Annotated in this window: 24 protein-coding genes; 15 read left to right on the forward strand and 9 right to left on the reverse strand. The window is 68.8% G+C overall.

The window, feature by feature from the left end; genetic code table 11:
• The first annotated feature begins 46 nt into the window (after positions 1-46).
• Entirely contained in the window at positions 47-1153 is a 1107-nt protein-coding gene (mnmA, locus tag OXQ95_RS04100; protein WP_242095991.1) for a tRNA 2-thiouridine(34) synthase MnmA, read from the forward strand.
• A complete protein-coding gene (locus OXQ95_RS04105; RefSeq protein WP_242095990.1) occupies positions 1150-1416 on the forward strand; it encodes a UvrB/UvrC motif-containing protein in 267 nt (88 codons plus the stop codon). The genes mnmA and OXQ95_RS04105 overlap by 4 nt, the downstream gene beginning before the upstream one ends.
• On the opposite strand, the gene OXQ95_RS04110 is transcribed toward OXQ95_RS04105, so the two are convergent.
• The 3 genes from OXQ95_RS04110 to pdxH are packed head-to-tail and all read right to left on the reverse strand — an operon-like array spanning position 1413 to position 3750.
• Positions 1413-2228, reverse strand: a complete 816-nt coding sequence (locus OXQ95_RS04110; protein ID WP_267379945.1) for a PhzF family phenazine biosynthesis protein — start codon at positions 2226-2228, stop codon at positions 1413-1415. The genes OXQ95_RS04105 and OXQ95_RS04110 overlap by 4 nt on opposite strands.
• Positions 2228-3175 (reverse strand): cation diffusion facilitator family transporter, encoded by a 948-nt coding sequence (locus OXQ95_RS04115; protein WP_267379948.1) that lies wholly within the window; start codon positions 3173-3175, stop codon positions 2228-2230. The genes OXQ95_RS04110 and OXQ95_RS04115 overlap by 1 nt, the downstream gene beginning before the upstream one ends.
• Entirely contained in the window at positions 3172-3750 is a 579-nt protein-coding gene (pdxH, locus tag OXQ95_RS04120) for a pyridoxamine 5'-phosphate oxidase (RefSeq protein ID WP_267379951.1), read from the reverse strand. The genes OXQ95_RS04115 and pdxH overlap by 4 nt, the downstream gene beginning before the upstream one ends.
• 92 nt (positions 3751-3842) lie before the next feature.
• Between pdxH and OXQ95_RS04125 the strand changes: the two genes are divergently transcribed.
• The 9 genes from OXQ95_RS04125 to OXQ95_RS04165 all read left to right on the forward strand — a co-directional run bounded on the left by OXQ95_RS04125 (position 3843) and on the right by OXQ95_RS04165 (position 14935).
• Positions 3843-4739, forward strand: coding sequence for a Ku protein (locus OXQ95_RS04125; RefSeq protein WP_267379954.1), 897 nt, complete (start codon positions 3843-3845; stop codon positions 4737-4739).
• Complete coding sequence (gene ligD / locus OXQ95_RS04130; RefSeq protein WP_267379957.1) at positions 4732-7188, forward strand: DNA ligase D; 2457 nt, start codon at positions 4732-4734, stop codon at positions 7186-7188. Before OXQ95_RS04125 ends, ligD begins: the two co-directional genes overlap by 8 nt.
• Before the next feature lie 84 nt (positions 7189-7272).
• Positions 7273-9747, forward strand: a complete 2475-nt coding sequence (locus tag OXQ95_RS04135; protein ID WP_267379960.1) for a circularly permuted type 2 ATP-grasp protein — start codon at positions 7273-7275, stop codon at positions 9745-9747.
• Complete coding sequence (locus OXQ95_RS04140; RefSeq protein WP_267379963.1) at positions 9744-10670, forward strand: transglutaminase family protein; 927 nt, start codon at positions 9744-9746, stop codon at positions 10668-10670. The genes OXQ95_RS04135 and OXQ95_RS04140 overlap by 4 nt, the downstream gene beginning before the upstream one ends.
• A 19-nt stretch (positions 10671-10689) precedes the next feature.
• Positions 10690-11631 (forward strand): DnaJ C-terminal domain-containing protein, encoded by a 942-nt coding sequence (locus OXQ95_RS04145; RefSeq protein WP_267379966.1) that lies wholly within the window; start codon positions 10690-10692, stop codon positions 11629-11631.
• A 5-nt stretch (positions 11632-11636) separates the two neighbouring features.
• A complete protein-coding gene (locus tag OXQ95_RS04150; protein WP_267379969.1) occupies positions 11637-12599 on the forward strand; it encodes a YihY/virulence factor BrkB family protein in 963 nt (320 codons plus the stop codon).
• An 8-nt stretch (positions 12600-12607) separates the two neighbouring features.
• Complete coding sequence (fabI, locus tag OXQ95_RS04155; protein ID WP_242096266.1) at positions 12608-13399, forward strand: enoyl-ACP reductase FabI; 792 nt, start codon at positions 12608-12610, stop codon at positions 13397-13399.
• On the forward strand, positions 13396-14475 hold the full coding sequence (gene aroC / locus OXQ95_RS04160; RefSeq protein ID WP_267379972.1) for a chorismate synthase: 1080 nt from the start codon (positions 13396-13398) through the stop codon (positions 14473-14475). The genes fabI and aroC overlap by 4 nt, the downstream gene beginning before the upstream one ends.
• 58 nt (positions 14476-14533) lie before the next feature.
• Positions 14534-14935: a hypothetical protein gene (locus OXQ95_RS04165; RefSeq protein ID WP_267379975.1), complete on the forward strand. Its 402-nt coding sequence runs from the start codon at positions 14534-14536 to the stop codon at positions 14933-14935.
• Positions 14936-14996: 61 nt separating this feature from the next.
• On the opposite strand, the gene OXQ95_RS04170 is transcribed toward OXQ95_RS04165, so the two are convergent.
• From OXQ95_RS04170 to OXQ95_RS04185, 4 genes are all read right to left on the reverse strand, one after another.
• The gene (locus tag OXQ95_RS04170; RefSeq protein ID WP_242095978.1) at positions 14997-16286 is read right to left on the reverse strand and encodes an adenylosuccinate synthase; all 1290 of its coding nucleotides are present in this window, start codon (positions 16284-16286) and stop codon (positions 14997-14999) included.
• 110 nt (positions 16287-16396) lie between these two features.
• The gene (locus OXQ95_RS04175; RefSeq protein ID WP_267379978.1) at positions 16397-17497 is read right to left on the reverse strand and encodes an ATP phosphoribosyltransferase regulatory subunit; all 1101 of its coding nucleotides are present in this window, start codon (positions 17495-17497) and stop codon (positions 16397-16399) included.
• A 55-nt stretch (positions 17498-17552) separates the two neighbouring features.
• The gene (serA, locus tag OXQ95_RS04180; RefSeq protein WP_267379980.1) at positions 17553-19130 is read right to left on the reverse strand and encodes a phosphoglycerate dehydrogenase; all 1578 of its coding nucleotides are present in this window, start codon (positions 19128-19130) and stop codon (positions 17553-17555) included.
• Positions 19131-19240: 110 nt separating this feature from the next.
• A complete protein-coding gene (locus tag OXQ95_RS04185; RefSeq protein ID WP_267379983.1) occupies positions 19241-20395 on the reverse strand; it encodes a phosphoserine transaminase in 1155 nt (384 codons plus the stop codon).
• A 212-nt stretch (positions 20396-20607) separates the two neighbouring features.
• On the opposite strand from OXQ95_RS04185, the gene OXQ95_RS04190 reads away from it, so the two are divergent.
• On the forward strand, positions 20608-21240 hold the full coding sequence (locus OXQ95_RS04190; RefSeq protein WP_267379986.1) for an extensin family protein: 633 nt from the start codon (positions 20608-20610) through the stop codon (positions 21238-21240).
• 148 nt (positions 21241-21388) lie between these two features.
• On the opposite strand, the gene OXQ95_RS04195 is transcribed toward OXQ95_RS04190, so the two are convergent.
• On the reverse strand, positions 21389-22402 hold the full coding sequence (locus tag OXQ95_RS04195; protein ID WP_242095973.1) for a polyprenyl synthetase family protein: 1014 nt from the start codon (positions 22400-22402) through the stop codon (positions 21389-21391).
• A 123-nt stretch (positions 22403-22525) separates the two neighbouring features.
• On the opposite strand from OXQ95_RS04195, the gene OXQ95_RS04200 reads away from it, so the two are divergent.
• The 3 genes from OXQ95_RS04200 (at position 22526) to OXQ95_RS04210 (ending at position 24030) form a co-directional block, all read left to right on the forward strand.
• Positions 22526-22816 (forward strand): chorismate mutase, encoded by a 291-nt coding sequence (locus tag OXQ95_RS04200; protein WP_242095972.1) that lies wholly within the window; start codon positions 22526-22528, stop codon positions 22814-22816.
• 104 nt (positions 22817-22920) lie between these two features.
• A complete protein-coding gene (locus OXQ95_RS04205) occupies positions 22921-23298 on the forward strand; it encodes a DUF2147 domain-containing protein (RefSeq protein ID WP_242095971.1) in 378 nt (125 codons plus the stop codon).
• A 51-nt stretch (positions 23299-23349) separates the two neighbouring features.
• Positions 23350-24030, forward strand: a complete 681-nt coding sequence (locus tag OXQ95_RS04210; RefSeq protein ID WP_267379996.1) for a thymidylate kinase — start codon at positions 23350-23352, stop codon at positions 24028-24030.
• Positions 24031-24085: 55 nt separating this feature from the next.
• Here OXQ95_RS04210 and OXQ95_RS04215 read toward each other — a convergent pair whose 3' ends face one another.
• Positions 24086-24856, reverse strand: a complete 771-nt coding sequence (locus tag OXQ95_RS04215; protein ID WP_267379998.1) for an N-formylglutamate amidohydrolase — start codon at positions 24854-24856, stop codon at positions 24086-24088.
• Positions 24857-24862 lie beyond the last annotated feature (6 nt).

Genomic DNA, 24862 nt, shown 5'->3' on the forward strand with positions numbered 1-24862 from the left:
ACGCGATTTTGCATGGCCGCGCCGCCTGCTGTAGAGCGGTCGCATCATGGACAAGGTGGATTTCCAGCTCGGCCCCGCGGCGGGCACCAAGCGCATCGTGGTGGCGATGTCGGGCGGCGTCGACAGTTCGGTGGTGGCCGCGCTGGCGCATGCGACGGGCGCGGAGACGATCGGCGTCACGCTCCAGCTCTACGATCATGGCGAAGCGGTGGGGCGTGCCGGATCGTGCTGCGCCGGGCGCGACATCCGCGATGCGCGCGCGGTGTGCGACCGGCTGGGCATCGCCCATTATGTCTTCGACCATGAAACGCGCTTCCGCACGCAGGTGGTCGACGCGTTCGCGGACGATTACCTCGCCGGGCGCACTCCGATCCCTTGCGTCCAGTGCAATATGGGCCCGAAATTCACCGATCTGCTGGCGCTCGCCCGCGATCTGGGGGCCGATTGCCTCGCCACCGGCCATTATGTCCGCCGGATCGAGGGCCAGCACGGGGCCGAACTCCACCGCGGCGCGGATCCGGCGCGCGACCAAAGCTATTTCCTGTTCGCGACGACGCAGGCGCAGCTCGATTATCTGCGCTTTCCGCTGGGCGCCCTGCCCAAGACGCGGGTGCGCGAGATCGCTGCCGAGATCGGCCTGGGCGTCGCGGCCAAGCCGGACAGCCAGGATATCTGCTTTGTCCCCGACGGCGATTATGCCGGGCTGGTGAAGAAGCTGCGGCCCGGCATCGACACCACGGGCGACATCGTCGATCTCGCCGGCGCCAAGATGGGCGAGCATCGCGGCCTGATCCACTTCACCGTGGGGCAGCGCCGCGGGCTCGAGATCGGCGGCACGCCCGAACCGCTCTATGTCGTCCGGCTCGAACCCGAGACGCGGCGCGTCGTCGTGGGCCCGCGTGCCGCACTGGCGGTCGGCGCGGCGCGGATCGAGCGGATGAACTGGCTGGGCGGCGATTTTATGGGGCCGCTCACCGCCAAGGTGCGCTCGATGGCCAAGCCGGTGCCCGCGCGCCTCGTGGGAGACCGGGTGGTGTTCGACGCGCCCGAATATGGCGTCGCCCCGGGCCAGGCCGCGGTGCTCTATGCGGAAGAACGGGTGCTCGGCGGCGGCTGGATCGCGGCGACCGAGGCGGCGCGGATCGCGGCATGACCATCGAGGAGCTGCGCACCGCGATGGAAGCCGCCGCCGCGCGGCTCGATTTCGAGGAAGCGCAGCGGCTGCGCGACCGGATCAGCCTGTTGCGCGGCGGCGCCGACGATAGCGCGGCCGACACCGCCGGCCTTACGCGCCAACAGCCGGGCGCGATGGGCCTCGGCACCAGCCAGCAGCGGATGACGCCGCCCGAAGGCTGGGTGAAGCCGACAAAGCCCGATCCGATGACGCGCGGCCGGAGTCGCAAGCCGGGGCGTTAAGGCAGCAGGAACGTGCCTTCGATCACGGTGACGCACGTGCCCCCGAGGATCACGTGGTCGCCTGCCAGCGTGCAGGTCAGTCGGCCACCCCGCGCGCTCGCCTGGAACGCGGTGAACCGGTCACGGCCGAGGCGCTGCGCCCAATAGGGCACCATCACCGCATGGGCAGAGCCCGTCACCGGATCCTCGTCGATGCCAAAGGCGGGCACGAACACCCGGCTCACGATGTCGGTCGCGCCGGCGCCACCGGCGCCTGCCGCAGCGACGATCGCCACGATCCCGCCCTCGGCCGCTAGCGCGCGCATGTCGGGCGCGCAATCCTGCACGCGCGCTTCGTCGCCGACGATGACGAGCGCATAGCCCTTCTCGTGCCACAAGGTCGCCTCGACCGCTTCGGGCGCCAAGCCGAGTGCGGCGACGATCGAGTCGAGTGGCCGCGGCGACGGGGCCCAGGCCGGCAGCCGCATCCGATAGCCGGCGCCGTCTCGCGCCACTTCGAGGATCCCGGCGCGCCGCGTCGCGAAGCGCACGCGATCGATCGCGGGATCGGACGACAGCACCATATGGCCGCTGGCGAAGGTGGCGTGGCCGCATAGAGCGACTTCGGCCGCGGGTGTGAACCAGCGCAGCTCGAAATCCGCCTCCGTCCCGTCCGCGGGAACGAGGAAGGCGGTTTCCGACAGGTTGTTCTCGGCCGCGATCGCCAGCAGCACGGCATCGTCCAGCCATGCGGCCAGCGGCATCACTGCCGCGGGGTTGCCGCCGAACGGGCCATCGGCGAACGCATCGATCTGGGTGAAGGGAATGCGCATCAGATTCGCTTCCCGAACCAATGGGGGGTCACGTCCGCCTCGATCAGCGGATTGTCGGTATCGACATGGCCTTCGGGATCGAGGTGGATCAGCACTTCCACCTTGGGAAAGGCGCGGCGCAGATTATGCTCGACCGCCTCGACCAGATCATGCGCCGCGCCCACCGTCAGATCGCGATCGACCTCCATGTGGAACTGCGCGAAATCATGCGCACCCGAACGGCGGGTGCGGAAATCGTGAATGCCCTTCAGTCCCTCCTGCCGCGCCGCCACGTCGAGGAACGCGATGCGCTGATCCTCGGGCCATTCCTTGTCCATCAACTGATCGATCGCGCTCGACGACGCCTGGAACGCGCCCCAGGCGAGCCACAGCGCGATCACGATGCCGAAGACCGGATCGGCCTTGTGCCAGCCCAGATATTGATCGAGAACCAGCGCGACGATCACCGATCCGTTCAGCGCCACATCGGACTGATAATGGACGTTGTCCGCCAGGATCGCGACCGATCCCGTCTGGCGGATCACCTGGCGCTGATACCAGAGCAGCACCGCGGTCGCCGCGATCGCCGCGACCGAGACGCCGATGCCGAAATTCGCGTCGCTGGTGGGCGTATTCTCGCCGAACGCCAGGATCGCGCGCCACGCGATGCCCACCGCCGAGGCGGTGATGAGCCCCACCTGGAACAGCGCCGCCAGCGCCTCCGCCTTGCCATGGCCGAACCGGTGGTCGTGATCGGCGGGCGTCGCGGCGAGGCGGACGCCGTACAGCGTGACGAGGCTGGCGAGCAGATCGAGCCCGGTATCGGCGAGCGACCCGAGCATCGCGATCGACCCGGTGAACCACGCGCCCACGCCCTTCAGCACGAGCAGCGCGGTCGCCATCGCAACGCTCGCCAGCGCGGCGCGCGTCGCGAGCGGGATCACCTTCCTGCGTTCGTCCTGAGTCATGGGAACAGCAATCCCTCGTTCCAGCCCGTATCGGTGCGCGTGAACAGCCGGCGCTCGTGCAGCCGGTGCGCGCGATCCTGCCAAAATTCGATCGCGCGGGGAGTCACGCGGTAGCCGCCCCAATGCGGCGGCCGGGGAACGTCCTGCCCTTCGAATCGCGCCTGCATCGCGGCGAACCGCGCCTCGAACGTCTCGCGCGCGTCGAGCGGCCGGGACTGGTCCGATGCCCAGGCGCCGAGCCGGGAATCACGCCCGCGCGAGGCGAAATAGGCATCCGACTCGGCGTCGCTCGCCAGCACGACCGATCCTTCGATCCGGATCTGCCGGCGCAGCGACTTCCAGTGGAACAGCAACGCCGCCTCGGCATTCTGCGCCAACTCGCCCGCCTTGCGGCTTTCGCGATTGGTGTAGAACACGAAACCATCGGGGCCATGCCCCTTCAGCAGCACCATGCGCGACGTCGGGCGGCCGTCCGTACCGACGGTGGCGAGCGCCATCGCATTGGGATCATTGGGTTCGCTCGCGTTCGCTTCGGCGAACCAGCTATCGAACAGTGCAAAGGGATCGTCGGCCATCGCCGCCCCATAGCGGGATCGCGTGCCCGGCGAAACCGGCGGAACGACTCCCGCTGCCGATGATTGAATCGGATCCGCAACGAGGAACAGGCATGGCCGCGCGCGCTTACTGGCAGGGACAGATCCGGCTCGCGCTGGTGTCGATCCCGGTCGAGATCTATTCGGCGACCAAATCCGGCGCGGCGATTTCCTTCAAGCAGATCCACGAACCCTCGGGGCAGCCGATCCATTACGAGAAGGTGGTGACGGGCGTGGGCCCGGTGGACACCGACGAGATCATGAAAGGCTATGAAGTCTCGAAGGGCGAATATGTCCTGCTCCAGCAGGACGAGATCGACGCGGTGAAGCTCGAATCGAAAAAGACCCTCGAACTCACCCAGTTCGTCGATGCGAGCGAGATCGACGTGCTGTATTACGAAAAGCCCTATTTCGTCGTCCCCGCCGACGATCTGGCGGAGGAGGCGTTCATCGTGCTGCGCGAGGCGCTGCGCCAGTCGAAGAAGGTCGGGCTCGGCCAGCTCGCGATGCGCGGCCGCGAATATGTCGTGAGCCTGAAACCGTGCGGGCGCGGCATGGTCCTGGAAACGCTGCGCTACGCCGACGAGGTGCACAAGGCGCAAGGCTATTTCCGCGAGATCCCCGACGACAAGCCCGATCAGGAACTGCTCGATCTCGCCCAGGCGCTGATCGACAAGAAGACCGCGGCCTTCCACCCGCAGGAATTTCACGACCGCTATGTCGATGCGCTGAAGGATCTGGTGGAGCGCAAGCGCAAGGCCAAGGGCGAGACGATCATCGAGGACAAGGGCGAGACCAAATCGGGATCGAACGTCGTCGACCTGATGGCGGCGCTGAAGAAGTCGATGGGCGGCGCCACGGCCGACAAGACACCGGCCAGGAAGCCGACCGCCGCAAAGCAGCCGGCGGACAAGGCGCCGGCCGAAAAGAAGCCCGCCGCCCGGAAGCCACCGGCCAAGAAACGTGCCTGACGCCAAGCCCGATCCGCTCGCGCGCTACAACGCCAAACGCGATTTCGCGAAGACCGCGGAACCCGCGGGCACGCTCGCGCCTGGCAATGGCAATTCGTTCATCGTGCAGAAGCACGACGCCAGCCGGCTCCACTGGGATTTCCGGCTGGAGGTGGACGGCGTGCTGAAAAGCTGGGCGGTCACGCGCGGGCCGAGCCTCGACCCAGACGAGAAGCGTCTGGCCGTGCGCACCGAGGATCATCCGCTCTCCTATGCGACGTTCGAGGGCACGATCCCGGCCGGGGAATATGGCGGCGGCACGGTGATGCTGTGGGATCGCGGCACCTGGGCACCGGTCGCGGGCAAGAGCGCGAAGGATATCGAACAGGGCCATCTTCATTTTGTCCTCGAAGGCGAGCGGATGAAAGGCGAATGGATCCTCGTCCGCCTGAAACCGCGCGGCAAGGAGCGCGGCGAGAACTGGCTGTTGCGCAAGGTCGCCGATGCGGAAGCGGGCGGCACCGACCTGTTGGTCGAGGATGCGCTCACCAGCGTGTCCACCGGCCGTACCATGGCGGAGATCGCGGAGGGCAAGGCCGCGCCCCCTGCCTCGCCATCACCGTCGCGCAAGCCCAAGCGCGCCACCCGGCTCAAGCATGCCGGGGATGATGCCGTGCCGCCCCTCTTCCGAGACCTTCAGCTCTGCACGCTCGTCGATGCGGTGCCGGCCGGCGGGGCCTGGCTGCACGAGGTGAAATATGATGGCTATCGCGCGCTGATCGCCATCGCGGACGGCAAGGCGAAGGTCTTCACCCGCACCGGGCTAGACTGGACCGACAAGTTCGCCGCGATCGCCGAGGCCGCCGCGGCGCTCCCTGCGAGGAGCGCGCTGATCGATGGCGAGATCGTCGCCTATAAGGACGGCAAACCCGATTTCTCGACGCTGAAGGACGCGATCGCGAACGCGGGCGACATGACGTTCTTCGCCTTCGATATCCTGATGCAGGACGGCGAGGATCTGACGCCGCTCGCCAATCTCGATCGCAAGGAACGGCTGCGCCCGTTGATCCCCGGCGGCGAGCGCATCCAGTTCGCCGACCACATCGTCGGCGCGGGCGAGAAGCTTTTCGAAGCGATGTGTCGCGAGGGGCTGGAAGGCGTGGTCTCGAAACGCGCCGACGCGCCCTATGTCGGTAAGCGCACCACCGCGTGGCTGAAGACCAAATGCACGCACCGGCAGGAATTCGTGATCGTCGGCTGGCTACCATCCGACAAGAAGCGCGGCTTCAAGTCGCTGCTGCTGGGCGTGAAGGGCGAGGACGGTTTCGTCTATGCGGGGAAAGTCGGCACCGGCTTCGACCAGGCGACCATGGACGATCTGCGTGAACGGCTCGACGCCGTCGCCGCCGACACGCCGACGGTGAAGGCGCCCAAGGCCGCGGTGCGCGGCGCGCGCTGGGTGAAGCCCGAAATGGTCGCCGAAGTCGCCTTTGCCGAAACCACGCCCGACGGCGTGCTGCGCCATTCGAGCTTTCTCGGCCTGCGCGCGGACAAGCCGGCGGACGCGGTGGTGGCAGAGACGCCGGTGCCAGTCGATGCCGCGCCCGAGATCCATGTGAAGGTCAGCAGCCGCGACCGGCTGATCTTTCCCGATTCGGATGTCACCAAGGGCATGCTCGCCGATTATTACGCGCAGGTCTCGGCGATCATGCTGCCCTGGGTCGCGAACCGGCCGGTCAGCCTGGTCCGCTGTCCGCAGGGGCGTGGCCGCGCCTGTTTCTTCCAGAAGCACGATGCCGGCAGCTTCGGCGAGCAGGTCCATCAAGTGCCGATCCGCGAAAAGGACGGATCGACCGAGAATTATCTCTATGTCGACGATGCCGACGGGCTGGTGGCGTGCGTTCAGATGGGATCGATCGAATTTCATGGCTGGGGCTCGGCCAATGCCGCGCTCGAACGGCCCGATCGCATGGTGTTCGACCTCGATCCCGACGAGGGGCTGGGCTTCGGCGAAACGAAGACGGCGGCAGAGCATCTGCGCGACCAACTGGCAGAGATCGGTCTGGCGAGTTTCCCGATGCTGTCGGGCGGCAAGGGCGTCCATGTCGTCGTGCCGCTGACGCCCGAGGCCGAATGGCCGCAGGTGAAGGATTTCGCCGACCGGTTCGCCCGCGCGCTGGCGGGTGCCCAGCCCGAACGCTTCGTGGCGGTGATGGCCAAGGCGAAGCGCAAGGGGCGGATCTTCATCGATTGGCTGCGCAACCAGCGCGGCGCCACCGCGATCATGCCATATTCGGCGCGCGCACGCGCCGGAGCGCCCGTCGCCGCGCCGGTCTCCTGGACCGAGCTGCGCGACCTCGACACCGCGGCGCGCTACCATGTGACCGACGCGGACGAACTGATCGCGCGGGCGGCCTCGGCGGCGCTCGCCGGATGGGGCGTCGCGGACCAGACCCTGCCCGACCTGTAGCGCGCGCGCATTTCACGGTTGCCTCGATCCGACGAACCGTCCAGCAAGGGCGGGGTGCAAACGGGGGTCGGACGAGCATTGGCGATGGCGAGCGATCCCGCCCCCCTGTTCGACGCGAGCGTCCACGCCCGCCGCTGGATCGCGGCGTATCGCACCCACGCGCATGCCGGCGACGTGCTCGGTGGCGGCGACGACCCCGCCTGGCCCGCGATGTTCGAGGAACTGGCGAGCGTCGCCTCGGACGATCTCGGCCATGCCCGCGAACGCGTACAGCGCCACGCCGCCGATATCGGCACCGGCTTCCGCATCGTCGGCGAGGCGGACGAACGGCCCTGGCCCGTCTCTCCGGTACCGCTGCTGATCGGCACCGGGGAGTGGAACGCGATCGCGCGCGGCGTGATCCAGCGCGCCGAACTGATGGAGACGGTGATCGCCGATCTCTACGGCCCCGCCCGCCTCGTCGAACGCGGCCTGCTGCCCGCCGCGCTCGTCGCCGGCAGCGCCGGGTTCCTGCGGCCGATGGTCGGGATCGAACCGCCGGGCGGCCGGCACCTGCAGTTCGTCGCGATCGATCTCGGCCGCGGGCCCACCGGCGAATGGTTCGTGCTGGCCGATCATCTGCGCGCCCCCGCCGGCGCGGGCTATGCGCTCGAAAACCGGCTGGCGCTTGGGCGCACGCTCGGCGGCTTGCAGGCGCGGCTGAACGTGCAGCGTCACGCGCCCTTCTTCGCCGCCTTCCGCGAAGGGCTCGCCGCCTTGTGCAAGCGCAGCGATCCGCGGATCGGGCTGCTGACGCCCGGCCGCTACAACCCGACCTATCCCGAACAGGCGCATCTCGCGCGCTATCTGGGGCTGTTGCTGGTCGAGGGTGCCGATCTCGCCGCGCTGGAGGACAAGCTCTATGTCCGCACCATCGCCGGGCTGAAGCGCGTCGATGCGCTGTGGCGCCGGGTCGATCCGCGGATGCTCGATCCGCTGGCGTTCGATTCGCGCTCGCAGATCGGGGTGCCGGGGCTGATCGACGCCTATGCCGCCGGAAACGCGGTCATCTCGAACGCGCCGGGCTCTGCCGTCCTGGAAGCGCCCGCCTTCGGTGCGTTCCTGCCCGCGCTCGCCAAGCGGCTGCTGGGCGAGGATCTGCGCCTGCCCAATATCGCGACCTGGTGGTGCGGCCAGCCGCACGAGGCGGCGCGGGTGCGCGAGGACTTCGATTCGCTGCTGATCGGCCCCGCCTTCGCCGCCGCGCCACTCGGCCTGCCGGGCGGACTGCCGGTGCCGGGTGCCGAGATCACGGGCGATGCGCGCACAGCGCTGCTCGCGGATATGGCCCGGCGCCCGCAGGATTATGTCGGGCAGGAAATGGTCCATCTCTCGACCATGCCCGTCGTCGTGGAGGATGCGCTCGCTGCCCGCCCCTTTACGCTCCGGGTGTTCGCGGCGCGCGGGGCCGATGGCGGCTGGACGGTGCTGCCCGGTGGCTTCGCGCGGATCGGCGCGCTGGCCGATGTCCGCGCCGCGGTGATGGGCGAAGGCACCTGGTCCGCCGATGTGTGCGTCCATGGGCCGGAGCCCGTCGCGCCCGTCTCGCTGCTGCCCGCCAGCGACTCGCTCCACATCCGCCGCAATCCCGGCACGCTGCCCAGCCGCGTCGCGGACAATTTCTTCTGGCTCGGCCGCTATCTCGAACGCGGCGAGGCGCTGCTCGGCGCGATCCGCGTGCTGCTCGGCCATTCGATTGATGCGGATGGCGGCGCGGCGCTCGCGGGCGAGACGGTGGGGCGCCTCGCCGGGCTGATCGCGGGCGCGGGCGCCGCGCCGCATCCGCCGTCGCTGCGCCGCGCCGACCTTCAGGCCTTCGCCCGCACCGCGATGGAGGATAGCGCTTGGCAATCGGTGGCGGCGCTCAACCGCCACGCGCGCGCCATCGGCGACGGCTCGCGCGACCGGCTGTCGGCGGACATGATCCGGCTGCTCGAGGCGCCCTTTCCCACGCACCGCGGGCTGCTCGACCGCGCCGGCTCGCTCCAGCGCCGCTATGCCGCGATCGCCGGGCTGTCGGCCGAGCATATGGGGCGGACCGCGGCCTGGCGGTTCCTCGATCTCGGCCGCCGGATCGAACGGGCGACGACGATCGCGCGCGCCTGCCGCCTGTTCGGCATGGCGGGTGCCCGCGCGGACGATCTGTCCACGCTGCTCGATCTCGCCGACAGCCAGATCAGCTATCGCCAGCGTTACCTCACCGGGATCGCGCGCGTGCCCGTGGTCGATCTCGTCGCGCTGGATCCCGGCAACCCGCGTGCGCTCGCCTATCAGACGCAGCGGATCGTCGAGCGCCTGTCCGAATTGCCCGTACTCGACGACGACGGCATGGCCGAGCCGCAACAGGCCCAGGGCATCGCGCTGAATGCCATTCCCGCCACCACGACCGCCGCCCGGCTCGATGCCGATATGCTGGGCGATATCGAACGGCGGCTGGGCGCGCTGTCGGATGCGATCGCGCGGCGCTATTTCCTGCAAGGTGCCGAACCCTTGCGCGAAACCGGCCTGACGCTCGCATGATCTACGACATTCGCCACATCACGACCTTCGATTACGGCGCCAACGTCAAGTTCGCGCGCTGCAACCTGCGGCTGAAGCCGATCGACTGGCCGGGGCAGCGGCTCGATTCCTATACGCTGAGCGTCCACCCGGCCGGCCACACCTTTCCCGCGCATGCCGAGGCCGGGCTCGCCAACGTCACCCGGCTGGTGGTCGATTCGCCCGTCCGCACGCTGACGATCGAAAGCATGTCGCGGATCATGGTCGATCGGCTGATCCCCATTCCCTCCCCCGACGACCCGACGCTGGCGGACGTGGCGGCGATGGCGCGGCTCAGCCGCGATGCCTCTGCGGCAGGCCCCGCCGGCTACCTCTACCCCTCGCCCCTCATCCCGCTCGACCGTGCCATCGCAGACTGGTGTGCGCCCGATCTCGATCCCGGTCGCGGCGCGCTGGAGGCGGGGATGGCATTGGCGCAGCGCATCCAGCGCGAATTCGTCTATGACGGCGATGCGACCTTCGTCGACACCACCCCGCACGACGCCTTCGTCCAGCGCCGCGGCGTCTGCCAGGACTTCGCGCAGATCATGATCGCGGGCCTGCGCGGCGCGGGGCTGCCGGCCGCCTATGCCTCGGGCTATATCCGCACGATCCCGCCGGCTGGCCAGCCGCGTCTGGTGGGTGCCGATGCGACCCATGCCTGGGTGCTGCTGTGGTGCGGCCCCGCGATCGGATGGGTGGGGCTCGATCCAACCAACGGCATCTGGATGGCGGCCGATCACATCGTCATGGCGGTGGGGCGCGACTATACCGAGATCGCGCCCGTCGATGGCGTGGTGCTGGGATCCGCGGCGCAGGACATGACGGTCAGCGTGGACGTGGCGCCGATCGAAACGCCGGCCGGGATTGGCGCGCCCGCCCCCATGACCTACATATCCCCGTAACACACCGAACGGGGACAGAATGGCCGATCCGTACCAGACCTTGGGCGTCGCCCGCAGCGCGACCGAGGCCGACATCAAGAAAGCGTATCGCAAGCTCGCCAAGGAGCTGCATCCCGATCGCAACAAGGACAATCCCAAGGCATCCGAGCGCTTCAGCCAGGTGACGAACGCCTATGACCTGCTGAACGACAAGGACAAGCGCGCGCGCTTCGATCGCGGCGAGATCGATGGCGACGGCAATCCCGCGGCGCCGTTCGGCTTCGGCCAGGGCGGCGGCGGCCGGCCCGCTGGTGCCGGCGGCGGCTTTCGCAGCCAGGGCTATGAATTCGGCGGCGGCGAAGCGGACATGGGCGACATCTTCGAGGGGCTGTTCGGCGGCGGCCAGCGGGGCGGCGGCGGTGGGTTCGCCGGCGGATTCGGCCGGCGGCCGCAGCCCAAGGGCGCCAACATCGCCTATCGGCTCCAGGTGCCCTTCATCGATGCCGCGACGCTCAACCCGCAGCGCGTGACGCTGGGCGACGGCAAGTCGATCGACCTGAAGCTGCCCCCCGGCGTCGAGACCGGAACGCAGATGAAGCTGGCCGGCAAGGGCGAGAGCGGCCCCGGCGGGGCTGGCGATGCGATCGTCACGCTGGAGGTGCAGTCGCACCGTTTCTTCATCCGCGACGGCGACGACGTGCGGCTCGATCTGCCGATCACGCTCGCCGAGGCGGTGCTGGGCGGATCGATCCGCGCGCCGACCGTCGAGAAGCCGGTGAACCTGACCATCCCCAAGGGCACGACATCGGGCAAGACGTTGCGCCTGAAGGGCAAGGGCTTTCACAAGAAAGGCGGTGGCCGCGGCGACCAGCTCATCACGCTGATGGTGGACGTGCCCGGCGACGATCCGGCGCTGCGGGAATTCGTCGAACATTGGTCGCCGGCGAATGCCGGGAACCCCAGAGCCGCCATGGGAGTCTGACGCCCATGGACGAGCCCAATGCGCTGACCCCGGAAGACCGGGCCAAGAACCGGGGCCCTCGCGCTCGGATCGATCACCAGCTCGCGAAGATCGGGCCCGGCAGCTATGCCTTCCAGGTGCTCAAGCGAACGAGTCTGGGCGTCTATAATGACGGGTTCATCTATGCCGGGAACCTCGCCTATCTCGCGTTGATGACGCTGTTTCCGTTCTTCATCGTGGCGGCGGCGGTGCTGTCGCTGCTCGGGCAGAGCACGGAGACGCAGCGTGCGGTCAGCTCGTTCCTCCATGTGCTGCCGCCCAATGTCGGCGATCTGCTGCGCAAGCCGATCGCCGACGTGCTGGCGGCGCGCACCGGGTCGTTGCTGTGGCTGGGCGGTCTGGTCGGGCTTTGGACGGTCGGAAGCTTCGTCGAGACGATCCGCGACATCTTCCGCCGTGCTTATGGCACCACGAGCAAGACGCCGCTGTGGCGCTCGCGTCTGGGCACGACGTTCGCCATCATCGCATCGGTGATCCTGGCGCTGGTGTCGTTCCTCGTTCAGGGCATCCTCACCGCGGTCGAACAGTTCATCTATCGCCTGCTGCCGTTCGCGCAGAACGCCGCGACGTGGATCGGGATTTCGCGCGCGATCCCCGGCCTCGTGATGTTCGGGGCGCTCTACATGCTGTTCTATTCGGTGACGCCGGCCAAATATCGCGAAACGAACTGCCGCAAATGGCCGGGCGCATTGTTCACCACGGTCTGGTGGGTGACGATGACGGCGGCGCTGCCGCTCGTGCTGGCGAGGCTCGGCGGATACGACCTCACCTATGGCAGCCTGGCGGGCGTGATCGTCGCGCTGCTGTTCTTCTACCTGATCGGGCTCGGCCTCGTCTTCGGTGCGCATCTGAACGCGGCGCTGGCGGAACCACCCGAACCGGCGCTACAGACGGCCCACGGCACAACGATGGAGGCAGTGGTCGCGTGAACGGTTTGATGGCGGGCAAGCGCGGACTCATCATGGGTCTGGCGAACGACAAATCGCTCGCATGGGGGATCGCGAAGAAGCTGTCCGACGCGGGCGCCGAACTCGCGTTCAGCTATCAGGGCGCAGCGATGGAAAAGCGGGTGCGCCCGCTCGCCGAGCAACTCGGCGTCGCGCGCCTCTTCGATTGCGACGTGTCCGACATGGATGCGCTCGACGCCACCTTCGCCGAATTGAGCAATGCCTGGCCGACGATCGATTTCGTCGTCCATGCGATCGGCTTTTCCGACAAGACCCAGCTTCGCGGCCGTTTCGCCGACACCACGCTCGACAATTTCGCCATGACGATGAACATCAGCGTCTATTCGTTCGTGGCGGTGGCGCAGCGCGCGGCGCGCATGATGCCCGATGGCGGCAGCCTGCTGACGCTCAGCTATTACGGCGCCGAGAAGGTCATCCCGCATTACAATGTCATGGGGCTCGCCAAGGCCGCGCTGGAGACGAGCGTCAAATATCTCGCGGTCGATCTGGGCCGCGACGCGATCCGCGTGAATGCGATCTCGGCGGGCCCCATCCAGACGCTGGCGGCGCGCGGCATCGGCGACTTCAACTATATTATGAAGTGGAACGAGCTGAATTCCCCGCTGAAGCGCAACGTCACGATCGAGGATGTGGGCGGCGCCGGCCTGTACCTGCTCTCCGATCTGGCGAGCGGCGTGACGGGCGAAATCCACCATGTCGACGCGGGTTACAACGTCATCGGCATGAAGGCCGAAGACGCGCCGGACATCGCGCTGGCGTGAGCTGGAACAGCTTCGGCCGCGTCTTCCGCTTCACCACCTGGGGAGAAAGCCACGGGCCGGCGATCGGCGTGGTGGTCGATGGCTGCCCGCCAGGGATCGCGCTCGCCGAAGCCGATATCCAGCCCTGGCTCGACCGGCGCCGCCCCGGCACCTCGCGCTTCACGACGCAGCGCCGCGAGCCCGATGCGGTGCGCATCCTGTCGGGCGTGTACGAGGGGCACACGACGGGCACGCCGATCAGCCTGATGATCGAGAATGTCGATCAGCGATCGAAGGATTATTCCGAGGTGGCCTGCGCCTATCGGCCGGGCCATGCCGATTACGCCTATGACGCCAAATACGGGTTTCGCGATCCCCACGGCGGGGGCCGCTCGTCCGCGCGCGAGACCGCCTCGCGCGTGGCGGCGGGCGCGGTGGCCCGGCTGGTGATCCCGCAGGTCCGCGTCCGCGCCTGGGTCGAGGCGATCGGCGGCGACGCGATCGATCCGGCCAATTTCGACGATGCGCAGATCGATGCCAACCCGTTCTTCTGCCCCGATGCGCGGGCGGCCGTGCGGTGGGAAGCGCTGGTCGATGATGCGCGCAAGGCCGGATCGTCGCTCGGCGCGGTGATCGCGGCAGAGGCGAGGGGCGTGCCCGCCGGCTGGGGTGCACCGCTCTACGCCAAGCTCGACAGCGAGCTTGCGGCGGCGTGCATGGGGATCAACGCGGTGAAGGGCGTCGAGATCGGCGACGGGTTCGCCGCCGCCGCGCTGTCCGGCGAGGCCAATGCCGATCCGATGCGGCCCGCGCCGCCGGGAACGGGCGGTGGCCCGGAATTCCTCGCCAACCATGCCGGCGGGATCGCGGGCGGGATCGCGACCGGTCAGCCCGTCCGGCTGCGCGTCGCGTTCAAGCCGACCAGTTCGATCCTCACGCCCATGCCGACGATCGCCCGCGACGGCAGCGCGACCGAGATCGCGACCAAGGGGCGCCACGACCCCTGTGTCGGTATCCGCGGCGTGCCCGTCGTGGAGGCGATGGTCGCGCTGGTTCTAGCGGATCAGGCGCTCCTCCACCGCGCCCAATGCGGCTGACCAGGGAACGGACGGACGATCCAACCGTTGGAGCTTCTGTCAATCCTGGAGAGAAAACATGCGCATCATCATGGCCTTAGGCGCTGCGGCGCTGATCCTTCCTGCCGCCGCAATGGCACAGACGACCGGTGGCACCGCTGGTTCGGCATCCGGTTCGGTTTCGGGTGGCACGTCGATGCAGAGCGGAACGACCGGCATGGGAACCGGCATGTCGACCGGCAGCACGACTCAGACGCGTTCGAGCGGCCGTCGTGGCTCGCGCAAGGGCTCGATGGGTAGCTCCACCACGGGCACGATGGGCAGCTCGACCACGGGCACGATGAGCGGTGGTACGAGCACCGGCACGATGGGCACCACGGGTACCATGGGCGGCACGACCGGAACGATGGGCACGATGGACGGAGCCACCGGTTCGAACAACGGCACGAGCACGACCGGCACCACGACTCCGCCGCGCTGATCGCGCTCCGCGAGCGAAAATAACGGACCCGGCCGAGCCCCGCTCGGCCGGGTTTTTCATGTCAGTCGGCGAAGGGATCGCGCACCAGGATCGTGTCGGCGCGTTCCGGGCTGGTGGAGACGAGCGCGACCGGGCACGCGATCAGCTCTTCGATCCGCCGGATATATTTGATCGCCTGCGCCGGCAGATCGGCCCAGCTCCGCGCGCCCGCGGTCGTGCCCTGCCAGCCCTCCATCGTCTCGTAGACGGGCTCCACCTGCGCCTGATCCGCGGCATGGGCGGGAAAATAGTCGAGCGTCTCGCCGCGCAGCCGATAGCCCGTGCAGATCTTCACCGAGTTCATCCCGTCGAGCACGTCGATCTTGGTGAGCGCGATCCCCGTGATCCCGCCGACCGCGGCCGATTGCCGCACCAGCACCGCATCGAACCACCCGCAGCGCCGCTTGCGGCCGGTTACGGTGCCGAATTCATGGCCGCGCTGCCCGAGCCCCTGCCCTACATCGTCGTGAAGCTCGGTCGGGAACGGTCCGGAGCCGACGCGGGTGGTATAGGCCTTGGCGATGCCGAGCACGAAGCCGACGCCCGATGGACCGATGCCCGATCCCGCCGCCGCTGCCCCCGCCACCGTATTGGACGAGGTGACGAAGGGATAGGTGCCGTGATCGTTGTCGAGCAGAACGCCCTGTGCGCCCTCGAACAGGATCCGCTTGCCGCCCGCGCGCGCCGCGTTCAGGTCGCGCCAGACGGGCTTGGCGAAGGACAGGACGAAGCCCGCGATCTCGCGCAGATCGGACAGGAGCCGCGCGCGATCGATCGGCGGCTCGCCGAAACCCGCCCGCAACGCGTCGTGATGCGCGGTCAGCCGGTCGAGCTGCGCGCCCAGATCGTCCAGATGCGCCAGATCGCACACCCGGATGGCGCGGCGGCCGACCTTGTCCTCATAGGCCGGCCCGATGCCGCGCCGCGTCGTGCCGATCTTGCCCGCGCCGCTCGCATCCTCGCGCAGCGCGTCGAGGTCGCGGTGGAACGGCAGGATCAGCGCGCAGGTGTCGGCGATGCGCAGCGTGTCGGGCGTGGCGACCACGCCCTGGGCGCCGAGCCGGGCGATCTCGTCGCGAAGCGCCCAGGGATCGAGCACCACGCCGTTGCCGATCACCGAGGGCGTCCCGCGCACCAGCCCCGACGGAAGCAACGACAATTTATAGGTGCTGTCGCCCACGACGAGCGTGTGGCCGGCATTGTGGCCGCCCTGGAAGCGCACCACCATGTCGGCGCGGCTCGCGAGCCAATCGACGATCTTGCCCTTGCCCTCGTCGCCCCATTGCGCGCCGATGACTGCCACGTTCGCCATGTACCAAGCTCCGCCTGCCGAGCGGACCCGCGCGCCCTTCGACAGGACTCGGCGCGACGGGTGTGTCCAATGATTGCGGAGGCGCGCCTAGCGGCTGCCCGGCGCCCGTGTCAACCGCCGAGCGGCACCGCCTGCCCCTCGCGCCAGAAATGCGTGCACAGTTGCGCTTCGGGCGTATCGTCCGCCTCCAGCGCCGCCACCGTCACCCAGCCGGCCTCGCGGAGCGCCGCAGCCTGCGCGGCCGGCGTGGCGAGCGGCAGGAAGAGCCGACGCCGCTCGCCGCCGCCCGCCTGCCCCACCAGCGCGTCCGCATAGATCGAGAAGCCGGTCGCCGGCTCCTCGCTGCCGTTCTCGTGGACGATCGTATAGGTGCCGCCGCGCCCCACTTCGCCCGCGACACCGTCGGCAAACAACGAGAAGCCGAGCCAGCTCTGATATTCGAACCCGTGCCGCTCGGTGGGATCGAGCGTGAGCCGCACGCCATCGCCCAGTGCCGCCGCGATCCGCGCCAGCGCATCGAGCCGCGAGGTGAGGACGCCATGCGCATCGAACGCCCGCAGCCGCGCCATGGCGGTGGCGAACGGCCCTGCCGCCGCCACCAGCGGCAGATAATCGGGCGCGAGCGCGGCGACCCCGCCCGCATCCTTCGCATCGAGCCGGTCGCGTAAGCCGGCGATGTCGCGCACCGGCAACGGCCCCGCCGCGAGCGTATCGACCAGATCGGGCAGCGTGAAATCGATCGACACCGGCCCCGTGCCCGCCGCCGCGAGCGCCGCGACCGCGACGCCGACCACCTCGCCCGCCGCCGCGACCGAATCGAGGCCGATCAGCTCGCAGCCGATCTGGCGAAGCTCGCGCGCGGGTGCCAGTTGCGAGGCGCGCAGCTTCAGCACCGATCCAGCATAGCTGAGCCGCACCGGGCGCGGATGGTGCCCCATCCGCGTGGCGGCGATCCGCGCCACCTGCGCGGTGAGATCAGGCCGGATCGCCAGCGTCCGCTGCGACACCGGATCGACGAAGCGCACCGCATCGTGCAGCCCGCCCGCCTTCAGCCGCGAACCCAGCCCCTCGGCGAATTCGGCGAGCGGCGGGTCGACCCGTTCATAGCCGTGGCGCCGCGCCGCTTCCAGCACCCGCGCTTCGAGCGCCGCGGCCGCGTCGGCAAAGGGCGGCAGGCGATCGTGAAAGCCTTCGGGGAGGAGTGCGGTCATGAAGCGGCTGATAGCGCGAGCGGCTCCAAGCGCAATCCTCCCCGCATCGCCGGGTTCAGAACACCAGGCCCATCGCGGTCTTCACGCCGGGCAGCGCGCGCACCTGGGTCAACAGGTCGGCGGTGACCGCCTCGTCCACCGACAGCAGCAGCACCGCCTCGCCGCCGGCCTGACGCCGGCCGAGGTGGAAGGTGCCGATGTTGACACCGGCGGCGCCCAGCGTGGTGCCGAGCCGGCCGATGAAGCCCGGCGCATCTTCGTTGACGACATAGAGCATCGGCCCAGCCAGATCGGCCTCGACCTTGATGCCGAACAGCTCGACCAGCCGCGGCGCCTGATCGCCGAACAGCGTGCCCGCCACCGAGCGATCGCCCGCATCGGTCTTGAGCGTCACGCGGACGAGCGTGTGGTAATCGCCCTCGCGCTCGCGGCGCACCTCGCGCACGTCGAGCCCGCGTTCCTTGGCGAGGAACGGCGCGTTGACCATGTTCACCGTATCGGTGTGGACCCGCATGAAGCCCGCCAGCACCGCGCCGGTGATCGGCTTGGGGTTGAGCGCGGCCGCAGCGCCCTCGACTTCGACCGAAATGCCCGAGATCGAACCATGCGCCAGCTGCCCGACGAGGCTGCCGAGCTTTTCGGCGAGCGCCATGTATGGCTTCAGCTTCGGCGCTTCTTCCGCCGACAGGCTCGGCATGTTGAGCGCGTTGGTGACGCCGCCCGACATCAGGAAATCGGCCATCTGCTCGGCGACCTGGATCGCGACGTTGACTTGCGCTTCGGTGGTGGAGGCGCCCAGATGCGGCGTGCTGACGAAATTGGGCGTGCCGAACAACGGGCTCGCCTTGGCCGGCTCCTCGACGAACACGTCGAGCGCGGCGCCGCCGATCTGCCCCGAATCGAGCCCCGCCTTCAACGCCGCCTCGTCGATCAGGCCGCCGCGTGCGCAGTTGATGATCCGCACGCCCTTCTTCGTCTTGGCGAGGTTTTCGGCCGAGAGGATGTTGCGCGTCTGGTCGGTCAACGGCGTGTGCAGCGTGATGAAATCGGCGCGGGCGAGCAGCTCGTCCAGCGTCACCTTCTCGACGCCCATCTCGATCGCACGCTCGGGGGTGAGGAACGGATCGAACGCCACCACCTTCATCTTGAGGCCACGCGCGCGATCGGCGACGATCGAGCCGATATTGCCCGCACCGATCAGCCCCAGCGTCTTGCTGGTCAACTCGACGCCCATGAAGCGGTTCTTTTCCCATTTCCCCGCCTGGGTGCTGGCATCCGCCTCGGGCAATTGGCGCGCGAGCGCGAACATCAGCGCGATGGCATGTTCGGCGGTGGTGATCGAATTGCCGAACGGCGTGTTCATCACCACCACGCCCTTGGCAGAGGCGGCGGGGATGTCGACATTGTCCACGCCGATGCCGGCACGGCCCACCACCTTCAGGTTGGTGGCGTGCTCGAGGATCGCCTTGGTCACCTTGGTCGAGCTGCGGATCGCAAGGCCGTCATATTCGCCGATCATCGCGGCGAGTTCGTCGGGCGTCTTGCCGGTGATCTCGTCCACCTCGACGCCGCGCTCGCGGAAGATCTGCGCGGCGCGGGGATCCATCTTGTCGGAAATCAGGACTTTGGGCATGGAAATATCCTAGAGGCCGTTCGGGCTGAGCCTGTCGAAGCCCATGCCCGGAACGGTAACGTTTGTGACACGCCCTTCGACAAGCTCAGGGCGAACGGAAGAGGGTGGGTTCAGCCCGCCTTGGCGGTCGCGTAGGCCCAGTCGAGCCAGGGGCCGAGCGCCACGATATCCGCGGTGTCGACGGTGGCGCCGCACCAGATGCGCAGGCCCGGCGGCGCATCGCGATAGCCCGCCACGTCGAAGGCCGCCCCTTCCTTTTCGAGCAGCGACGCCATCGCCTTGATGAGCGCCTCGTCCGCGCCCTCCACGGTCAGGCACACGCTGGTCTTGGAACGCGAGGCGGGATCGGCGGCGAGATGGCCGAGCCAGGCGCGTTCCGCCACAATCCGGTCGAGCGCGGCGGCGTTGGCATCGCTGCGCGCGATCAGCCCGTCCGGCCCCAGCTCCTTGGCCCATTCGAGCGCAAAGATCGCGTCCTCGACGGCCAGCATCGACGGCGTGTTGATCGTCTCGCCCTTGAACACGCCCTCGGCCAGCTTGCCCTTGGACACGAGGCGGAAGACCTTGGGCAGCGGCCAGGCGGGCGTATAGCTTTCCAGCCGCTCCACCGCGCGGGGGCCGAGGATCAGCACGCCGTGCGCGCCTTCCCCGCCCAGCACCTTTTGCCAACTGAACGTCGCGACGTCGATCTTCGCCCAGTCGATGTCATAGGCGAAGACGCCCGAGGTCGCATCGGTGAACGACAGGCCCTCGCGGGTCTCGGGGATCCAGTCGGCATCGGGCACGCGCACGCCGCTCGTGGTGCCGTTCCAGGTGAAAAGCACGTCGCTCGACCAGTCGACCGCGGCCAGATCGGGCAATTGCCCGTAATCGGCGCGGATGACGGTCGGATCGATCTTCAACTGCTTGACCGCGTCGGTCACCCAGCCTTCGCCGAAGCTCTCCCAGGCGAGCGCGGTGACGGGCCGGGCGCCCAGCATCGTCCACATCGCCATCTCATAAGCGCCGGTGTCGGAGCCCGGCACGATGCCGATCCGGTGCGTGTCGGGCAGCTTCAGCGTCTCGCGCATCAGGTCGATCGCATATTGCAGCCGCTGCTTGCCGATCTTGGAACGGTGCGAGCGTCCGAGCGATGCGGTGGCCAGCTTCGCCGCGTCCCAGCCGGGCGGCTTGGCGCAGGGGCCGCTGGAGAAATAGGGGCGTGCCGGTTTGGTGGCAGGCTTCGTTGTCGCGCCCGATTCGGGGGCGGTAAGCGTATCCGTCAATGTCTCTCTCCTCACAGAGAGCACGCGCCGCGTTGGGGCGGCGTGGCCCGTCGACGGCGTTAGGGATGCAGGAGCATTGTGGCAAGCGGAATGGCCGGACACGGACGAGCGGTGGCTTTTCCCGTCCGTGCCGAGCTTGTCGGCGGGCAGGTCTTCTCTCTACGTCTATGCGCATGAAGAACGATGCTTCGCCACGCATGACGCGAACGGACATGCGATGGGCGCTCCTCGCCCTCCTCGTTGCGGGGTGCGGCCGGGTCGAGCATCCCGCCGCCACGCGTGGCCAGCCGGCGCGGCCCGCGATTCGCGAGACCGCGCAGTGCGAAGCGGACCTCACCCGCATGGGCGTGTCCTACCGCACCCTGCCCGATCATGATTACGGCGCCGGCTGCGGCGTGTTCGGCGCGGTGCAGTTGATCGACATCGGCGTGCCCGTCACCGGCATCACCGCGCTTCGCTGCGGCGAGGCGCGTGCGTTCGCGAGCTGGACGCGCAACGCGCTGGCGCCCGCCGCCTATCAGATGCTCGGCAGCGAGATCGCGCGAGTCGAGGGGATGGGCAGCTATGCCTGCCGCAACGTCGTCGGCTCGGTGCGCAATGCCGATCGCCGCTCGGGCCATGCGATCGCCAATGCGGTGGATTTCGGCGGCGTGGTGCTGAAGGACGGCCGCCGGATCACGGTCCTGAACGACTGGAACTCACCCGATCCGCAGGTGCGCGGGTTTCTCCAGACGGTCCATGTCTCCGCCTGCAAACGATTCGGCACGGTGCTGAGCCCCGACTACAACGCCGCGCACCGCAACCACCTCCATCTGGAGGACGATCATGCGGGCTTCTGCCGTTAGGATCGACGACGCCAGATGGCCCCGGTTCCCTTACCGTTCGTGCTGAGCTTGTCGAAGCACCTTCTCTCCGCATAGGCCTTCGCATTCCGGACAGGCCCTTCGACAAGCTCAGGGCGAAAGGGTGGCGGTATCGTCATCGAACTCGATATCAATAGGCGCGTGCGACCGCGAATTCGACGGCTTCGGTCATTGCGTCCTTGGCCTTGCCCGATGCGAGCCCGGCGATCGCGTCGATCGCGCGCTGACCGTAATGGCGCGCCCGCGCGATGGTGTCGTCGATCGCGCGAGTCGCGCGGATCAGGCCGACCGCATGCGCCAGATCGGCATCGGTGGAACGCCGGCCCTCGACCGCGTCCTTCCAGAAGCGCCGGTCGTCCGCCGAACCGCGGGCATGCGCCAGGATCACCGGCAGCGTCATCTTGCCCTCACGGAAATCGTCGCCGCTGTCCTTGCCCATCGTGCCCGCATCGGAGACGTAATCGATCGCATCGTCCACGAGCTGGAACGCGATGCCCAGATTGCGGCCATAGGTGTCGAGCGCGATCTCCTCGCTCTCGGGGCGTTCGGCCACCACCGCGGCGATCCGGCAGGCGGCGGCGAACAGCGCGGCGGTCTTGGCACCGATGATGTCGAGATAGCGATCCTCGGCCAGATCGATGCGGCGCGCGGCGGTGAGCTGGTTCACCTCGCCCTCCGCGATGATCGCCGACGCGCTCGACAGGATCTTCAGCACCTTCAGGCTGCCGTCGTCCACCATCAGCTCGAACGCGCGCGAGAACAGGAAATCGCCGACCAGCACGGTCGCGGGATTGCCCCAGATGATGTTGGCGGTGCGCTTGCCACGGCGCAGATCGGATCCGTCGACCACGTCGTCGTGCAGCAGCGTGGCGGTGTGGATGAACTCCACCGCCGCCGCCAGCCGGTGGTGGCGCGTGCCGGTATAGCCGATCGCCTGCGCGCTCGCGAGCGTCAGCATCGGCCGCATCCGCTTGCCGCCGCCCGCGATCAGGTGGCCGGCCAGTTCGGGGATCAGCGGAATGTCCGACTGCATCCGCGACAGGATCACCGCGTTCACCTGATTCATGTCGCCGGCGACCAGCTTCACCATCGGCTCGAGCGACGGCGGCTGGCGGGAGTCGAGGCGGTGGATCGTGGCGCTCATGATGCGCTGAGCCTCTGACGGCTGGGGCGGCGCAAGGCAAGCCTTGTGGCCTCGTACCGGCGCTTGCCCGGGGCGGCCGAACCCGGCAACATCGGCGCATCACCATGATGGGAGCTGCCGACGATGCCCGACGAGATCCTGGACGGCTATCGCCAGAGCATCGACAATATCGATGCCGCGCTCGTCTGCCTGCTCGCCGAACGGTTCAAGGTCACGCAGGCGGTGGGGCGGCACAAGGCGACGACCGGCCTGCCCGCCGCTGATCCGGGCCGCGAGGAACGCCAGATCGCGCGGCTCCGCCGGCTGGCCACCGAAGCGCGGCTCGATCCCGAATTTTCCGAGAAGTTCCTGCGCTTCATCATCGACGAGGTGATCCGCCACCATGCGCGCCACCAGGCGCAGGCGCAGGGGTGACGCGCTCGTCATCCGCCGTCCACGCGGCGTTCATCGCGGTCCGTGCAGGGCGGGCGGGCTGAAGACGCGCGCCGGCGCGTTCCCTCCTGTGTTCGAGAGCCCCGATGATCGCAGCCCTGCTGATGGCAGCCGCCCTGCCCGCGCCCGCGCCGGTCATCGACGGGGTGTGGCACAATCCCAGCAACAGCGTCGCCGTGCGCACCGGCCCCTGCGGCGCCGCCACCTGCGGATGGGTGGTGCGCGCCTCGGCCGCCGCCGAGGCCGATGCGAAACGCGGCAGCGGCGCGGCGCTGATCGGCGTGGCGCTGCTGCGCGATTACAAGCCGAGCGGGCACAATGTGTGGAGCGGCACGCTGTTCGTGCCCGACATGGGCCGCAGCTTCGATTCGACCATCACGCTCGCCGATCCGCAGACGATCCGGGTGAAGGGCTGCCTCATGGGGCGCTTCCTCTGCAAGACGCAGCTCTGGCGACGCGATTGATCGTCACGCCGCACGGTGTTCCGCGCGCGACTTTGCGCTAGGGCATCGGCCATGAGCTTCCTTCTCGCGATCGAGGGCGCCGACGGCGCCGGCAAGGCCACCGCATCCGCCGCCGCCGCCGCACGGCTGAACGCCGCCGGCACGCGCGCGACGGTGATCTCGTTCCCGCGCTATGCCGAAACGGTGGGCGGCCACATGCTCGGCGAGCTGCTGTCCGGCCGACTGCCGCGCACCGCCTCGCCCCAGGCGGCGGCGGTGCTCTATGCGCTCGACCGCTACGAATCGCGCGACCACCTGGCGTGCGCGGCGGCGGAGAACGACGTGATCGTGTTCGATCGCTACATCGCGTCCAACATGGTCTATCAGGCATCCAAGGTGCCCGCCGACGAGGCGGCGGCGCTGATGGGGTGGATCGTGGCGCTGGAGACGGTGCAGTTCGCGCTGCCCGCGCCCGATCTCTCGATCTTCCTCGACACCCCGCTCGATCGCGCGCGCCGGCAGGTGCTGCAGAAACAGCAGCGCTCCTACACCGACCGCGGGCTGGACGAGAACGAGGCCGACGATGCGCTCCAGGCGCGGGTGCGGGCGAACTATACCGCGATCGGCGCGACCGGGATGCTGGGCGCCTGGGCCACCGTCTCCACCATGGCCGACGGCGCGATGCGCACGCCGGACGCGATCGCCGCGGAGATCGTCGCGGCCTATCGCGCGCAGGTGGCGGGCGGGCTCTGATCCCCGTCTCGTTCCCCGGCGAAGGCCGGGGAACGATCGTCGGAAACGCCCCCCCCTACCCCGCCGCGCGCGTCAGGATGCGGGCCAGCCGCTCGCTCCACGCGGCACAGCCCGCCGCGTCGCCGATCAGATCCTGCCGCACCTCGATCTCCACATAGGGGCGAAGCGTCGGATAGGCGTGGCGGGGAATGGTATAGTCGATCAGGTCCATCCGGTATGGCTCGTTGTCGCCCACTGTCAGGTCGCCCTCCGCGCGCAGGGCGGCCAGCATCGCGTGCGAGAAGCCGGTATTTCCCGCATCGTGCAGGATCCCCACCTCCCAGGGCCGCGCGAAGCCGCGCATCACCGGCGTGAAGCTGTGCAACGAAACGAGGATCGTCGCCTGCCCCGCCGCGTCGCGGCGCGCGATCTCTGCGGCGATCGCCGCCTGATAGGGTTCGTGGATCTCGGCGAAGCGCCGGGCGCGATCGGCCTCGGTCAGATCGGCATTGCCCGGCACCACCGTGCCGTCGCTCGCCGGCGCGATCGCATCGGGCGCCTGGTGCCGCCGGTTGCAGTCCACCACCAGCCGCGAATAGGTCTGGCGCACGAACACCGCGTCGAGCGTCTCGGCGAGCAACGCGCCCAGCGTGGCGATGCCGATGTCCCACGCGATGTGCCGCACGCGCTCGGCGGGCTCCAGACCCAGCGTGCCGAGCCGCTGCGGGATCGCATTGCCGGCATGATCGCCGATCAGCAGGAACGATGATCGCCCTTTGGGGTTGATTGTTTGGACCGGCGCGGCATCATCGGTCCCCAGCAGCCGGTCGGTCGGTTCGTCGCTCACGGGATA

Source organism: Sphingomonas sp. GC_Shp_6, from assembly GCF_026540835.1.
Lineage (GTDB): Bacteria > Pseudomonadota > Alphaproteobacteria > Sphingomonadales > Sphingomonadaceae > Sphingomonas.